The sequence below is a fragment of the Chryseobacterium viscerum genome, assembly GCF_002899945.2.
GTDB classification, from domain to species: domain Bacteria; phylum Bacteroidota; class Bacteroidia; order Flavobacteriales; family Weeksellaceae; genus Chryseobacterium; species Chryseobacterium viscerum.
The window spans coordinates 56992-72231 of sequence record NZ_PPEG02000002.1; the positions used below are offsets into that span (position 1 = coordinate 56992).

Annotated in this window: 16 protein-coding genes; 13 read left to right on the plus strand and 3 right to left on the minus strand. The window is 36.5% G+C overall.

Features of this window, described 5'->3' with window-relative positions; translation table 11 throughout:
• Positions 1-2 precede the first annotated feature (2 nt).
• From C1634_RS03925 to C1634_RS03950, 6 genes are all read left to right on the plus strand, one after another.
• On the plus strand, positions 3-797 hold the full coding sequence (locus tag C1634_RS03925) for a hypothetical protein (RefSeq protein WP_109737922.1): 795 nt from the start codon (positions 3-5) through the stop codon (positions 795-797).
• A 184-nt stretch (positions 798-981) separates the two neighbouring features.
• The gene (locus C1634_RS03930; RefSeq protein ID WP_123921376.1) at positions 982-1662 is read left to right on the plus strand and encodes a hypothetical protein; all 681 of its coding nucleotides are present in this window, start codon (positions 982-984) and stop codon (positions 1660-1662) included.
• A complete protein-coding gene (locus C1634_RS03935; protein ID WP_103231517.1) occupies positions 1662-2222 on the plus strand; it encodes a LemA family protein in 561 nt (186 codons plus the stop codon). The genes C1634_RS03930 and C1634_RS03935 overlap by 1 nt, the downstream gene beginning before the upstream one ends.
• Positions 2206-2583 (plus strand): hypothetical protein, encoded by a 378-nt coding sequence (locus C1634_RS03940; protein ID WP_123921378.1) that lies wholly within the window; start codon positions 2206-2208, stop codon positions 2581-2583. The genes C1634_RS03935 and C1634_RS03940 overlap by 17 nt, the downstream gene beginning before the upstream one ends.
• A gap of 41 nt (positions 2584-2624) precedes the next feature.
• Positions 2625-3275, plus strand: coding sequence for a hypothetical protein (locus tag C1634_RS03945; RefSeq protein WP_103231515.1), 651 nt, complete (start codon positions 2625-2627; stop codon positions 3273-3275).
• Positions 3276-3415: 140 nt separating this feature from the next.
• Positions 3416-4129: a hypothetical protein gene (locus C1634_RS03950; RefSeq protein WP_103231514.1), complete on the plus strand. Its 714-nt coding sequence runs from the start codon at positions 3416-3418 to the stop codon at positions 4127-4129.
• A 212-nt stretch (positions 4130-4341) separates the two neighbouring features.
• Here C1634_RS03950 and C1634_RS03955 read toward each other — a convergent pair whose 3' ends face one another.
• The 3 genes from C1634_RS03955 to C1634_RS03965 form a co-directional block, all read right to left on the minus strand.
• The gene (locus C1634_RS03955; RefSeq protein WP_109737923.1) at positions 4342-6132 is read right to left on the minus strand and encodes an endonuclease; all 1791 of its coding nucleotides are present in this window, start codon (positions 6130-6132) and stop codon (positions 4342-4344) included.
• A gap of 364 nt (positions 6133-6496) precedes the next feature.
• On the minus strand, positions 6497-7024 hold the full coding sequence (locus C1634_RS03960; RefSeq protein WP_103231512.1) for a DUF4136 domain-containing protein: 528 nt from the start codon (positions 7022-7024) through the stop codon (positions 6497-6499).
• Between the two features lie 5 nt (positions 7025-7029).
• Positions 7030-7209 carry a DUF5522 domain-containing protein gene (locus tag C1634_RS03965; RefSeq protein ID WP_089690100.1) on the minus strand — a complete coding sequence of 60 codons (180 nt, stop codon included), beginning with the start codon at positions 7207-7209 and terminating at the stop codon, positions 7030-7032.
• A 40-nt stretch (positions 7210-7249) separates the two neighbouring features.
• Between C1634_RS03965 and C1634_RS03970 the strand changes: the two genes are divergently transcribed.
• The 7 genes from C1634_RS03970 (at position 7250) to C1634_RS04000 (ending at position 15106) form a co-directional block, all read left to right on the plus strand.
• Entirely contained in the window at positions 7250-7576 is a 327-nt protein-coding gene (locus C1634_RS03970) for a hypothetical protein (RefSeq protein ID WP_103231531.1), read from the plus strand.
• Positions 7577-7868: 292 nt separating this feature from the next.
• Entirely contained in the window at positions 7869-8777 is a 909-nt protein-coding gene (locus tag C1634_RS03975; RefSeq protein ID WP_103231511.1) for a 1-aminocyclopropane-1-carboxylate deaminase/D-cysteine desulfhydrase, read from the plus strand.
• Between the two features lie 66 nt (positions 8778-8843).
• Positions 8844-9902, plus strand: a complete 1059-nt coding sequence (locus C1634_RS03980) for a glucosaminidase domain-containing protein (protein WP_103231510.1) — start codon at positions 8844-8846, stop codon at positions 9900-9902.
• A 74-nt stretch (positions 9903-9976) separates the two neighbouring features.
• Entirely contained in the window at positions 9977-11266 is a 1290-nt protein-coding gene (gene hemL, locus C1634_RS03985; RefSeq protein ID WP_103231530.1) for a glutamate-1-semialdehyde 2,1-aminomutase, read from the plus strand.
• 192 nt (positions 11267-11458) lie between these two features.
• The gene (locus C1634_RS03990) at positions 11459-12793 is read left to right on the plus strand and encodes an amidohydrolase (protein WP_109737924.1); all 1335 of its coding nucleotides are present in this window, start codon (positions 11459-11461) and stop codon (positions 12791-12793) included.
• Positions 12794-12941: 148 nt separating this feature from the next.
• Positions 12942-13787, plus strand: a complete 846-nt coding sequence (locus C1634_RS03995) for a helix-turn-helix domain-containing protein (protein ID WP_103231508.1) — start codon at positions 12942-12944, stop codon at positions 13785-13787.
• Positions 13788-13867: 80 nt separating this feature from the next.
• Positions 13868-15106: an amidohydrolase gene (locus tag C1634_RS04000; protein WP_103231507.1), complete on the plus strand. Its 1239-nt coding sequence runs from the start codon at positions 13868-13870 to the stop codon at positions 15104-15106.
• Positions 15107-15240: the final 134 nt, after the last annotated feature.

A 15240-nucleotide genomic window follows, 5' to 3' on the forward strand; every position in this document is an offset into this window, starting at 1 on the left:
CAATGATGGCTAAAGAACCTTACTATACCATTGATTTTACTGCTGTTTATTGCAAATTCGAAGTTTTGGTGAATGATATCCCTGTTATTGCCATGGAAACCGAAGGGCAGATGTCTCCCAATGTTCCAGTTAATTTCGGAATAAGCAATTCCGGGGAGCAAAAAATAGAGATTAAACTTCTCCCTGTTACAGGAGGACAATATATAGATTCAAGAACAAAATTTGAATATACCATTAAGTTATTCGATGTCTTTAATGATAAGTTTGTTCATGAAAAAGACTGTGGTAATTTTCAGTTTTCAGAAAAAGAAACAGAAAAGAAACAGCCTTCATTACACCATACATCATCTTTTCAGGCTGAGATACCTTACGAAATGATGAAATGGGAAGAAAGTCGTGACTTGCTTTCAATTTCTAAGGATACATCTTATCTTAACAATAAGCTGGATTCCATATACAAAAGAATAAGCAGCTTGATTGAATCAAAACAATATGATGCTTTCTTTGAACTGATAAAAAACCGTGAAAAGAATATGGCTTTATCGATGTATCTGGGTAATGATGATGCAAAAGCAAGGCTCAACAGCTTATTGGAAGACTTCAACGATGGGTTTAAAATAATGCCATTGCCGGAAGGCAGGGTATTAAAAATTTATGGTAACGGAAAATTGGCAACCTATAAAAAACTAAATGGAGAACCTGCATTTTTTCTTTTTAAAGAAAAGACAAGGGAAGAACTGATGCTGGAACTGATGTTCCATATTCCACAGGGAAAAGAAGAGTTCGAAGTCATTTAGAAAAAATAAGGGAGAAATAAGACATTAAATACTATACCTTTACGTAAGAGATTTTGGAAGGTAAGGTATTCAGGAAAAGTACATGGGGGAAAACAAAAAAAGATCATATATAGGCTATATTATTCTGGGAATAATAATATCATGCTTTGTTTATTTTATACTGTGGATTATTTTCAAAGAAAAAATGCCACTGCATGAATATGCTTTTGAAATTGCCAATAATTATGACAGCTATGCACAAAAGGCAATCATTTTTATTCCGCTATTGATTTTTGTACTCATCTTTATTGCTTTAATGAAGCCTAATGCTGCTAAACGGTTTTTACGTTTACAGTCATCCCTTCCCACATCAAAGATACATTCAGTGGCCAAGGGATTGGTAGAGGTTGAAGGAACTTTAATGATGAAGAATCCTTTGTTTTCACCGGTGAAAAATGAAGTTTGTATCGGATATTATTATACTATTGAAAATATAGACAGAGATTCTGACGGTAAAGAAACATACCGCACAGTTCACCGGGAGACGCAGTGTAATCTTTTTCAGATAAAAGATGATACCGGAGCCATAGAAGTAGAACCTGATGGAATAGAGCTTGTTTTGTTGGGAGAAACCAATAGAAGCAGTCATGGCAGCAAAAGATATACAGAAACTCTTTTGAAAGAGGGTCAGAAAATGCTGTTGGTAGGATATGCAGATTCTAAAAACGGAGTTCCTTTCATAAGAAAAGATGACTATTATAAAATCCTTGGGATTACTTCAGCATCAGGAATCACCGTTTGGAATAAGTATCAGCCATTGCTGAGGTCATTTATGTTTACCTGCTCCATTATCCTTTTAATAATTATTTATATACTCATACAATAATGAATCAGACGGTCGCAATCATACTACTTATCCTGTTGGGAGTTGTTATCATCAGCTTTCTTATCAATCTGTATAACAAATTGGTCATGCTCAAATTTAACGTTGAAAAAGCATACGGAAATATTGATGTGGTGCTGAAGCAGCGGGCAGATGAAATCCCCAATCTGGTCACTGTAGCCAAACACTTTATGAACTACGAGGAAAAGCTCCTTACACGCCTTACAGAGCTCAGAACTTTTTATAACAACAGTACAGATGCAGACCAAAGGACAGCCTTGGCAAATGAAACTTCAAAAGCCTTATCATCCTTCTTTGCTGTTTCTGAGAACTATCCCGAGCTGAAATCGAATAATAATTTTCTTGAGCTGCAGAAAAGAGTCTCCGAACTGGAGAACAGAATAGCGGACAGAAGAGAATTTTTTAATGATAGCGTTAACCTTTATAATATAGGAATTCATGAATTTCCAAATGTTATACTGGCAAAAATGCTTGCATATAAAGACAAAACATTACTTGAGATAACAGATGCTGAAAAACAATATAATGGAGTTCAGTTTTAATACCTTTTTCGGATTAGAAGACAAAATAGCAGACTACCCGGAAGTTACCATTTTCGGAGCTATGCTCCTTCCGGTTGTGTTGGTTATTCCGATTGCATTGATAGGCTGGATCTTCAGAAAGCTTAAATTCAATATGTACATCATTCATGTACTGCTGTATACCTTGCTTTTTACATTTATATTGGGAGCTATTACCATATTTGTACTTTTCTTTATCACAGATAAAAATGGGGTAAAACTGGCTTACTGCTGGCTTACGGTCTTCACGGGAATGTTTATTTTCAGTTTAATCAATGCCAATACCATTACCAAGATGTTTACAGATTGGTCTAAGATCATAAAAGAAAAACAAAATCAATAACCCGAAATGCAGTCAGTTTTTCAGGGAAAATTTTAATTAGAATGAAAATAGGAAGGATTATTATATTGATTTTCATTGTTTTAATCAATGTGTGTTGTGGAAGTAAAGCATTTGATCTGTCATCGGTTGTATTAGGTGATGATGCGAAAAAATATGATTTTGAAAACAAAGACTTATTTCTGAAAGATGAAGCAAAACCTGATATCATTCAATATTATGCTGATGAAAACAAAGGATTATCATACGGAAATATTGCATTAGACAATACTATGGGTACAAGAATTACCGTTTATAAAGGAAAGGTAGGTGCTCTTGATACCAATGCTGACGAAAAATATGCTCTGGAATTTGTAGAAAAAATAGTGAAAAAACATGGAAATCCTACAGCGGCTATTACAGATAAAGCAACCGTAGAGGCACAACTTGTAAAATCTATTTTTGAAAAACTAAAAAAACTGTCCCCGGAAAAAGTTTCATGGATTAAAAACGAGAAAAATACTTTTACCTATCCTACCTCTTTCTTCTGGGACGACGGAAAAAATTACTCCATATTGAGTATTTCTATTGAAAATGATGGAAAAATAAGAAATAAATACATTTCTGTTACCAAAGATGCTTACCGTAATAATGCGGTTTTTGGATTAAAATATCCGACACCTCAAGGATCTCCGTGGTATCAGTATATGAATTAAAAGGTGAGCTGCAATCATTACAGAAGGCCTCATATATTCAAAATAGGAAATAGAAGCAAGAGTAAAATACATAAAAAACAATTTCTGGAGACTTGAATCGTTTTTTCTGTTTTTATTCTTTATAACCAGACACTAACATTATGAAAAATCTGAATTACATATTAATACCCTTGATCTGCCTGGGACTTGCATCATGTAACAAGCAGAAAAATAAAAGCACCCGGGCTTTGGTGGAAACGCAGGGAAGTACTCAGACAGAACCTTTTAATCTAGCTAAGCTTAAAGCAGGGCAAAACATCAATGAAATTTTAAAATCTGCCGGAGCAACTGCCAAAGATGCTGTACGTACCAGTGAAGTTACGCTGATTGGAAATGACAGACTGGCGTTTGCTTCAAAAGAACTATTACACTTCAATGGAATAGATTTAGAAGGAAAGAATAATAAAAATACCAACAAAGTCCTTTTACATTACGGAAAAGTAGACCAGGAAATTGGCCCTCTGGGCAATGAAAAAGAAGACGAGTTGGGAATGTATCAGATTGATATCTATACAGAGCAGGAAAAAATGGCTCTTTTTGAAAACCTAAATAAAACACTTCAGAAACCCAGCTTTGATACCGTACGGGAAAGCTTTGAATCTGAGATTAAAGATAACGAGGTCATTCAGACTCATAATAAACTCAGACAGGAAGTAGCCATCTGGAAAAACAAAGATCTGCTATACTATTACTGTGAAACAAAAGTAGATAACAGACCCGATGAATACCGTTGTAATCTCTTTGTCTTCAAAAATAAAGAATGGAAAGATTTTCTGAAAGGATCAGGATATCCGGATATGGACAAACTTTATTGAATTAAGATAAAAACAAACAAAAAAATTAAAACATTCGCTTAGTCAAATCAGTTTACTGATTCCTCTTCGCTTTCTAAAAATAAGGCAGAAAAAATAAAACCTTTGTGTTAAAAAACATCCGCTCAGTCTGCAAAATCTGCGGGAGCTTTAAAAATAAAAAATGCCGGTCTTCTCATAGACCGGCATTTTTTTATATGAAATGAATATTTGAATTATTTTACCATGAACTGTATCGTAGTTTGATCCAGTTTCAAAATATAAATTCCCTGCTCAAGATTTCTTGTTTTGATAGAATTTCCACTTCTGAAAGGTTGATCAATGGTCTGAAGAACCTTCCCCTGAAGATTATAAATCTCTGCTTTTTTTACCTTCTGAAGTTCTCCTTTTACAAAAATTTCCTGATTGGTAATGGGATTGGGCGAGATTTTAAAACTGTTAGAAGTTGTTTCTGAAGCCGTACTTTGAGCCATTCTTGCCGTTGATCCGGAATAACAGGTCCATGAAAGATCATCAATAGCAACTCTGTTACTTGTTGAATTGTTCACCAGACTTATCACTACATTTCCGGAAATATTGATATTGTTGATAGTCGTAGTTGCTGCTGAAGCACTGTAAGGAATCGTTCCTACACTTGTTCCATTCACTTTTACATCAAAAGTATCATTACTCCCTGTAAACTTAAGTTGTGTAGTTACGGTCAGAGATCCAATACCATTAGCAGAACTGCCAGAAGTTAAAGAACCGCTTCTTACTGTAATCGCTTTATTATTGAGAGTTTGGTCAGTTCTTGCATCCGTTGCAGTCCATGAGAACCCTCCGTTACTCCAGGTTCTGCTGGAATAAGTAGCGCTGGCTGCAGGAATGGTTTCAAAACTTTCATTAGCACAATTGGTAGCAGGAGTCGTCGTTCCGGCATTGGTAGTCCCGGAAACGGTAGAACTGTTCGATGAAGAATTTCCTGCCGCATCCTTTGCTACAACATAAAAGCTGTAGGAAGTTGAAGGAGTCAGTCCTGAAATAGTTGTAGAAGTTGAGCTTACTGTAGTTTTCAGGATTCCGTTCATATAGACGTTATAAGCGGTAACTCCTACATTATCTGTAGAAGCATTCCATGCAAGAGAAATGCTACTGGATGTTTTTCCTGAAACATTAAGTCCTGTCGCTGTGGTAGGAGCCTGAGTGTCGCTTGAAGGCTGTTGAGAGCCCCAGATAAGATTAGCGTAATTAGGATTATCAATAAATGGATTTCTATTCCCCTGATAAGTATAAGAAGCATTATTTCTTTTGATCTCAGCCTGAGAAACCGGATCCTGATTATGCCAAGCTAACAAAACATTCAGTTCCCATGTCTGCAATCCCGGGAAAGTAGAGCTTCCCAACATATCTCCTGATGAAAAACTAGAAAGTTTGCTTTGATAGCGGGTTACAAAATAGAAAATCATACGGGCCACATCTCCTTTAAACTCGTCAATCGGCTCAAAAACGGTCCCCGCATATCCTGAGGAAGCTGAAGTTCCAAGTTTTGAACCGTTCTTTGAGGTGAAAGAAGCACTTCCTACCTTTCCGAAAGGATAATTGCTTCTCATTCCGTTTACCTTTCCATCCGTAGCTCTGATGAAGTTAATGTCAGAAACCATTGGGGAAGCTTCATTAAAGAGACTTTGAGGAATAATATGTTCTCTGTTATAGCAATTCCCTTCCGTAGAATAGGTACCGCATTGGTTGGTTCCCGGAGTATATTTATAAGGATCAGCTCCTGAAGGTTTTTCAGAATAAATATCAAGGATAGATCCGTCATTTTCATAGTCCTTATCAATATCTGTGGTTTTATAGGCAGTCCACAATCCGCTGTAGCCTTTATCCTGGTGACCGCTGGTGATGATACTGCTTAATGAAGTTTTCAGCGCTGCACCACTCAGTCCATTCGCAGAATTGTAGTATCCTGCAGGAGCCTGTGCGTGGGCAAGTCCTGCAAATACTGAAAATAAGATGATTTTTTTCATATCAATACAAGTTTCAACAAGATTACTACATTTTTATGAATAAAAAATTAAGGAATCGTTAATTTTAAAATGCACTGCATGTAAGAAATAATGAGGAAAGAATTATGAATTATGAATTATGAATTATGAATTATGAATTATGAATTATTTTGTGATTAAATATCAGCGTTTCTTTATTCTATCAATAGGACCGGGCTTTAGCCCGGTTTCGGTTTACAATACAAACCATTTTCATCCGGCTTTAGCCAAAACTTAAAGAATAAAAGATCATATTCAACAATCATCTGTGGCATCTGTGGGAAAAACATACACCACAAAAAAGCCAGTACAAAACGTACTGGCTCATATAATGGATGACTTAATTTTACTTTCTTTGTGGCGGATAATTTTTCATAATCTCAGCCATAATTTCAGGAATTTGTCTTTGTTTCGCTTTTGGAGAATCTACAGAAATTCCGCTTCCAATACCCTGCCAAACCAATTTATTGCTTTTTGCATCAATCAGGTCAACAATCAGTGCTCCTTCATTATAATTTGTTGTCCATGTTCTGTTCATGCCAACTCCCCATCCGAATGGTCCACCCCATCCCCACATTCCGTAAGGTGAAGAGGAATTAATATCGGTAACCTTTTTATGATTTGCTTTTACGTTGATAATTAGATCAGGATTTTCTCCGGACTGTAGTCCTTTGCTCTGAAGCTGTCTCGACAGTTCATTCAGCACTCTGTCTTTATCAATATCATTCAATTTTAGATCATCAATTCTTATTTTATATGTTTTGTAAGAATTGAAATTGGCTGTTTCAGCATAATCTGAACGTACCTGAAAAGGGCTACAAGAAGTTAAACCTAATGTAGCAGACGCCAACAAAATAAAAATATATTTTTTCATTTTATTTATTTTTTTTTATCGCTTTTAATGAATGTATCAGTCTTTTTATCGTACCCGTAAGGACAGTGTCTGCAACCGCTTTTACAGCAATGACCTCTTTTCAGATGAAATTTTTCTGTAAAAACCTTGTACCCCTGTTCATTATAGTAGAAGTCTTCACCTTCTTTGATGTCATAATGGGCCATAAGTTAAATGCTTGTCAAAAAACTTTTTATATTTGTTACTATGATAATTGTATGCCAAAAGCCTTTAAAAAAATTAAAAATTAATGGCATTGCTCTCTTTCCCTTTATCTTCATTAGGAAACCCGAAGATAAGGAAAATAATATATTGATCAATCACGAAAAAATTCATTTACAGCAACAATTGGAAATGCTCATCATTTTCTTTTATATTTTCTATGTTATTGAATATTACTATTGGTTCTTCAAACTCAAAGACGGTTATCTTGCCTACAGAAGGATTTCATTTGAAAGAGAAGCCTATACCAATGAAAAGAACCTGAGTTACCTTAAAAAAAGAAAGTTCTGGAACTTTAGAAAATATCTGTAGAGTTGTGAATGATGAGTTTTGCGTTTCGAGTTTCGGGGATTCGGGATTCGAGGCTTGGAAACTTGGTTTTTGGATTTCATATTTTAGACTGTAATTTTCAACATTCAACATTCAACATTGAATATTCAATAGGGGTGGGCTTTAGCACATTATCACATAAAATCATCTGCGAAAAGCTGTGTCATCTGCGGGAAAAACTCAACGAACGAGAGTTCATAAAATAAGAACTCTATACAACATTAAATCTTTTCCTACTTTTGCAAACAATAAACCTTGAGTAGTCAAAACTGAAATGCTATTACAACTTCCCAAAGAACCTATTCCCATTCAGGAAATTCTCATTCATAAAAATGTAAAACTTTTCATTAAAAGGGAAGACCAGATTCATCCGCAGATTTCAGGGAACAAATACTGGAAGCTGTTTTATAATGTGAATCACTATCTGGAAAAAAATCCTGAGAACCCCTATATTATTACCTTTGGTGGGGCTTTTTCCAATCATATAGCAGCAGTTTCAGCAGTAGGAAACTTAGCCGGTATTCCAACATTGGGAATCATCCGTGGAGAAGAACTGCAAGATAAATGGCGTGACAATCCTACCTTACTTTTTGCCAAAAGAAATGGCATGAACCTGAAATTTGTCACCCGGGAAGAATACAGACACAAAGAAAAACTGACCGAATTCCTTCAGCAGGAGTTTCCCGAAGCATTAATAGTCCCTGAAGGAGGCACTAATGAAGAGGCTGTAGAAGGGGTGAAAATGATGCTCAACGAACAAACAAAAGATTTTGACTATCTTTGCACCGCAGTGGGAACAGGAGGAACCATTGCAGGAATTTCAAAATTTTGTGAAGATAATCAGAAAGTTATAGGATGTAAGGTGGTAGATGATGCTTCACTTGAAAATAAAATTTTTGAATTAACTTTGAGACAGAATTTTAATCTAATAGATTCATGTTTTGGAGGTTACGGTAAAATAAATGATGGAAACATCCGTTTTATCAATGATTTCAAAGAGAAATATGGTATTCCTTTAGAACCGATTTATACAGGAAAAATGATGGAGAAAGTTTTTGAACTGATAGATAAAGATTTTTTTCCTGAGAACAGCAGGATTTTATGCTTTCACACAGGTGGATTGCAGGGAATTGAGGGGGCTAATCTGCTTTTAGAAAAACAGAACAGAAATTTAATTATATAAGTAAAATTGAAAAACATGAAACACTTAGTGTTCCATCTTTCATTTTAAAACAATAAAAATTATAAGATGAAAAGACTTTTCCTATCCATAAGCCTTTTAGTTTTATCAAAATTTTCTGCCCAGTCTTGGGCAACCGAAGATCAGTATATTCAGAAGTTTGCTAAATATGCCGTAGAAGAAATGGAAAAATATAAAATTCCAGCTTCTATTACGCTTGCACAAGGGTTGTTAGAAACCGGAGGCGGGCAAAGCAGATTGGCACAGGAAGGTAAAAACCATTTTGGAATAAAATGTAAAGAAGACTGGACCGGTAAAACGATGAAACATACCGATGATGCACCCAACGAATGCTTCCGCGTGTATGACGATCCCAAACAGTCTTATGAAGACCATTCTATATTTTTATCCACCAGAAAATATTACACCAACCTTTTCAAACTGGATATGAGAGATTACAGAGCATGGGCGACAGGGTTAAAAAAAGCAGGGTATGCTACCAATCCACGTTATGCTTCCATTCTTATCACCAAAATTGAAAAGTACAAGTTATACGAATACGACAATACCAATTCCAATGAAGTATTGTACGCTGTTCTTAAAATGTATCCGGACCTGAAAGACGACAGAACTTTCATGGCACAGCTGGAGCCCTCAAAGGCAACCAGAAAAGCTAAAGAACCGGTTACGGTAGAAGTTCCTTACAAACAGACTTCTTACGCACAACAGCAAAAAAGAGTAGAAAGAATCAAAACGAAAGCTGAAATTCTGAATTCTATTCTTATCAAAAGTCATCCGAACGATGGGCTGAAATATATTGTCATTCCTGAAGATACCGATGTGAAATTCATTGCCAACAAATTCAAAGTGAGCGAAAGCAGACTGATGAAATGGAATGAACTGGAAAATGAAACTTTAAAAAAGAATGATATTGTTTTCCTTGAATCGAAAAATTCTACAGGAAATACAGCGACCTATAAAGTAGAATCTGGTGAAGATATGCATGATATTGCCCAGAAATTCGGAATCAAATTACATAAATTATACGCTAAAAACAGAATGGATGAAGGACAGCAGCCCTCTGCAGGACAGCTGATTTATTTAATAGACAAAAAACCACGAAACTAATTTAATTTTTTGTTGAGAGTTTACCGTTGACAGTCAAATGCCAACCAGCAGCTGTCGACAGCAACCAAGTATATATGAAGTATCAAAGAAGTTCGGCTTTATTTGATGAAGCCTACAAATACATTCCGGGAGGAGTAAACTCTCCGGTAAGAGCATTCAAATCCGTAGGAGGAGTGCCTGTTTTTATGAAATCGGCAAAAGGAGCGTACCTTACCGATGCAGATGAGAATACTTACATCGATTATATCAACTCATGGGGCCCAGCCATTTTAGGACATACACATCCTGAAGTATTGGAAGAACTGAAAATCCAGGCAGAGAAAGGGTTTTCTTTCGGTGCTCCTACAGAACTGGAAACAGAAATTGCAAAATTCATCGTCGAAAATGTTCCGAACATTGACCAGATCAGAATGGTTTCTTCAGGAACAGAAGCATGTATGAGCGCAGTAAGACTGGCAAGAGGATACACAGGAAGAGATAAGATCGTAAAATTTGAAGGCTGCTACCACGGACATTCAGACTCATTTCTAATTAAAGCAGGAAGCGGTGCGGCTACCTTCGGGAACCCAAATTCTCCGGGAGTAACTGCCGGTACTGCTAAAGATACATTACTAGCCCGTTATAATGATTTTGAACAAGTTGAAGATTTGTTCCGTCATAATCAGGGCGAGATTGCAGCCGTAATTATAGAGCCGGTTGCAGGAAATATGGGGTGTGTACTGCCCGAAAACAACTTCTTACAAAACCTGAGAAAGATCTGTGATGAAAATGGAGCTTTGTTAATTTTTGATGAAGTGATGACCGGTTTCAGATTGGCTTTCGGAGGAGCTCAGGAGCTTTTCGATGTAAAAGCAGACTTGGTGACTTATGGAAAAGTAATCGGTGGTGGACTGCCAGTGGGTGCTTTTGCAGGAAGAAATGAAATTATGGATCACCTGGCTCCAAAAGGAGGAGTATACCAGGCAGGAACATTAAGTGGAAATCCTTTGGCAATGAGAGCGGGATTAAAAACCCTTCAGCTTATTAAAAATGATCCGGAATTTTTCAACAGACTCCATAAAACAACAGAAACCTTAGATTTTGAAATTGGAAAAATTTTAAATGAAAAAGGAATTGCTCATAAGATCAACAGAAAAGGTTCTATGATGTCTGTTTTCTTCCATATCAACAGGGTTTCAAACTTTGATGAGGCTCAGGAAGCTAATCATTCATTGTTCAATAACTTCTTCCACCAGATGCTTCAGAATGGAGTGTATCTTCCACCAAGTGGTTATGAAACGTACTTCATCAGTGATGCCATCAAAGATAAAGAGATTGATATGACATTGGAAGCCGTAAGAAAATTTGAATATTCCAATAAGTAAATATAAATAGAACCGGATTTTATATCCGGTTTTTTTATGCAAAAATGTAACCTCAATCTGACGGGGAATTTTATTTTACAATGATTATCTGAAACATGCATATTCACAAAGCATAAATCATACAGATTTTGTAATAAACCGTACACCTCGTTCAGGAGACTTCTTTTTAATTTTGTCATAAATAGATTGGAAATGAAGACTTCTGACAATACCATCTCCCGCAAAGATTTTATCCGAAATTCAGCACTGGCTGTGGCGGGATTCACTTTAATACCTACTATCATGACGGCATCGCCTTTCTTTGATGAAAACAATATTTTGGCAAAAGGAAAAATAAGCCTTAAAAATGTTCGTCTGGAAACTGGTTTTGAATATCAGGAAGGAGAAGTAGCGTCTACCAAAACAGATCTATTTTGTGTAGAAGTTGAAAACGGAAAAATTACAAAGATTACTACAAATCAGCCTAATGCTAAAGCAGTAGATGCAAAAGGATTATTGATGCTTCCCGCCTTTAAAGACATGCATATTCATCTGGATAAAACTTTTTATGGGGATCAATGGCAGGCCGTTAGAAAAAGAACCGGAGGGATCAAAGGAATGATAGAGCTGGAGCAGAAAATGCTTCCGGAAATGCTGAAAAATTCAACCTTCAAGGCCGAAAAACTGATTGAACTGCTACAGTCAAAAGGAACTTCCTATGCTAGAAGTCATGTAAATATTGAACCGACTTCAAAACTTCAATCATTAAAAAATCTACAGAAAGCTTTAGAAAATAAAAAGAAAGGTTTTGGAGCCGAACTGGTAGCATTTCCACAGCATGGAGTATTTTATACTGATTCTGCGCCTTATCTGAAAGAAGCGGCGAAGATGGATATTGATTTTATCGGTGGGGTAGACCCTTTCAACATAGATGGGAACATTGAAAAAGTGGTGGATTTCACTGTTCAGCTTGCGGTAGATCATAAAAAAGGAATAGATATTCACCTGCATGAAACCGGGGATTCCGGATTGAAAACGGTAGAATACCTTATTAAAAAAGTAAATGAAAACCCTTCTCTGAAAGGGAAAACCTATTTAAGCCACTGTTTTATCTTAGCTAAATTAGAAGCTGCAAAACAGGAAGAAATCGCTGAAAAATTAGCAGAAGCTCAAATTGGAATTGTTTCTACAATCCCTTTTGGTAGAATGATCATGCCAATACCAACCCTTTATAAGCATAATGTAACCGTTCTGACAGGAAACGACAGTATCGTAGATCACTGGAATACTTTCGGAACAGGAAGTGTATTGCAAAAAGCCAACTTAATGGCTCAATTATATGGCTATTCAACAGAGCTTTTACTGTCGAGAAGTTTAAAACTGGCAACAGGAAATATACTGCCGCTAGATGATAAAGGCACTCAGCAATGGCCAAAAGCAGGAGATAAAGCAGACTTTGTATTGATCAATGCAAGCTGTTCAGCAGAGGCTGTATCAAGAATTTCAGAGGTAGAATCACTAGTACATGAGGGAAATATTGTTTTTTAATTCAAAATGAAAAACAGGTAATAATCTTAGATCAATATATATTTAGTCAGTGTGTTTTTGAGCCACAAAAGGAATAGGTTTTCTTTTTGTGGCTATTTTAATTTTTTCTCTCATTATTTTTATTAATTTTAAGAGAAAATCAGGCAAAATGGGTTACCATACAGATCATTTTCCTATTTTAGGAATTAAGGAATTTAGTGAAAATCAGATGTCTGGTTGTCACCTGCTGTTTAATGAACTCAACGGAGCACGCTCTATTGACGATCCCCATAAGCATGATTTTTTTATCATCAATCTTTTTGAGCACGGACTTGGCTCACATACGATAGATTTTACAGAATATCAGGTGAAAGACCTTCAGATTCATTTGGTTTTTCCAGAGCAGGTGCATCAATGGGTGATTGAAAAAGAAACCATCGGATATCAGTTGATGATCAGCAGGGATTGGTATGAAAGCTTTCTGCCTTCCTTACGATTTTCGGCATCTTATTACCAGAATCATCCGGTTATCAATCTTTCCAAAGAAGTCTTTGCGACTTTTCGGTATGAATTTCAAGCCATTCAGAAAGAACTGAACGGAGAAAAAATATTTTGGGAACTCATTCAAAAAAGAAGTGAGCTGATCGGTCTGCTGGTGAGCACCTCTGTGGAAGGGGCTTTTAAAGATTTTGAGGTCTATAATTCGAATCCTATTATTTCAAAGTTTCTGAATCTTATTGATGAACATTTCAAAACAGAAAGGTCTGTTTCTTTTTATGCCGATAAACTGAATATTTCTGCCAATTATCTGAATATCGTCTGCAAGAAAAATCTCAATACTCCCGCTTCATCTCTTATCCAGGATCGTATTTTACTGGAAGCAAAAAGGCTATTGAAAGTTTCCGAAATGTCGGTGAAGGATATTGTGTATGATCTTGGCTTCTACGATCATGCCAGCTTTTCAAAATTCTTTAAAGCACAGACGGGAATGACGCCATCTCAATTCAAAGAATAATCTGTACAAAACAAGACATAATTGATACACCGGTTTTATCCTGAAGCCGGGCTAATTTTGTATTGTTAAAATTTTAAATCATGCAATTTCCCTATCAATTAACTGCAAAAGGAAACTATTCCCTGAAAAATGTCCGCCTGGAAACAGGTTTTGAATACGAAAATGAAGAGGTAACCGGAACAAAAACTGACCTTTTCAGTATTGAAATTGAAGAGGGAAAGATCAAATCAATAAAAGCAAACGATCCTACATCTTCAGCAATAGATGCAAAAGGATATCTGATGCTTCCTGCTTTCAGAGATATGCACATCCATTTGGATAAAACATTATACGGACTTCCGTGGCAGGCCCTTTCTCCAAAAAGAAGAACGGTGAAAGACATGATTACTTATGAACAGGAAATCATTCCCGAGCTATTGAAAACTTCCGTAAGCAGAGCAGAACAGCTGATCAGTCTGCAGCAACATTACGGAACTCACTTTGCAAGAACACATTTCAACATTGATCCTACATCAGGATTGAAGTCCCTTGAACATCTTGAACAGGCTCTTGAAAATAAGAAAGATTCTTTTAAAGCTGAACTGGTAGCTTTCCCGCAACATGGGGTTTACTATACAGAATCTGCTCCTTTAATGAAAGAAGCCGCGCAGCTGAAAAGCGTAAGCTTCATCGGTGGATTGGATCCTTTAAGCATTGACGGAAGCATTGAAAAAGTAATGGATTTTACAGTTCAGCTGGCTTTAGACCATCATAAAGGAATTGATATTCACCTGCACGAAGTAGGAGAGTCCGGGATGAAAACGATCAATTATCTGATTGATAAAGCGATCGAAAATCCGGACCTTCAGGGGAAAACATTTGTAAGCCATGCATTTGCTTTGGCTCACCTTTCCCCGAAAGAAACAGAACAGATTGCAGAAAGACTGGCTGCAGGAAAAGTGGGAATTGCTTCTTCTGTACCTTTTAAAGGAACGGTAATGCCTATCCCAACCCTGAAGAAATATGGAGTAAATGTACTCATCGGAAATGATAATGTACAAGACTATTGGAGTACATTCGGGTCCGGAAATATGCTTCAGAAAGCCAATCTGATTGCTGAATTGTATGGTTATGCAACAGAATATGCCTTATCAAGAGCCCTGCAGTTTGCCACTCAAAGTATTCTTCCTCTGGATGAAAAAGGGAAGCAGCAATGGCCTAAGACAGGGGATGAAGCAGCGATTGTTCTGACAGATGCTTCATGTTCTGCAGAAGCCGTTTCCAGAATGTCTGAAATAAAAGCCCTGATGAATGATGGGAATTTATTTTGGAGAAATTAATTGAAGTATATATTTTTTATACACTTGTTTTTTTGTGAATGCCGTCGGGATTTTTTCCTGAGGGCATTTTTTTGAATGAGTTTCTGGGTTGGGGGGGCGAGGGGCAAGATCAGAGATCCGAGATACGTAATTCG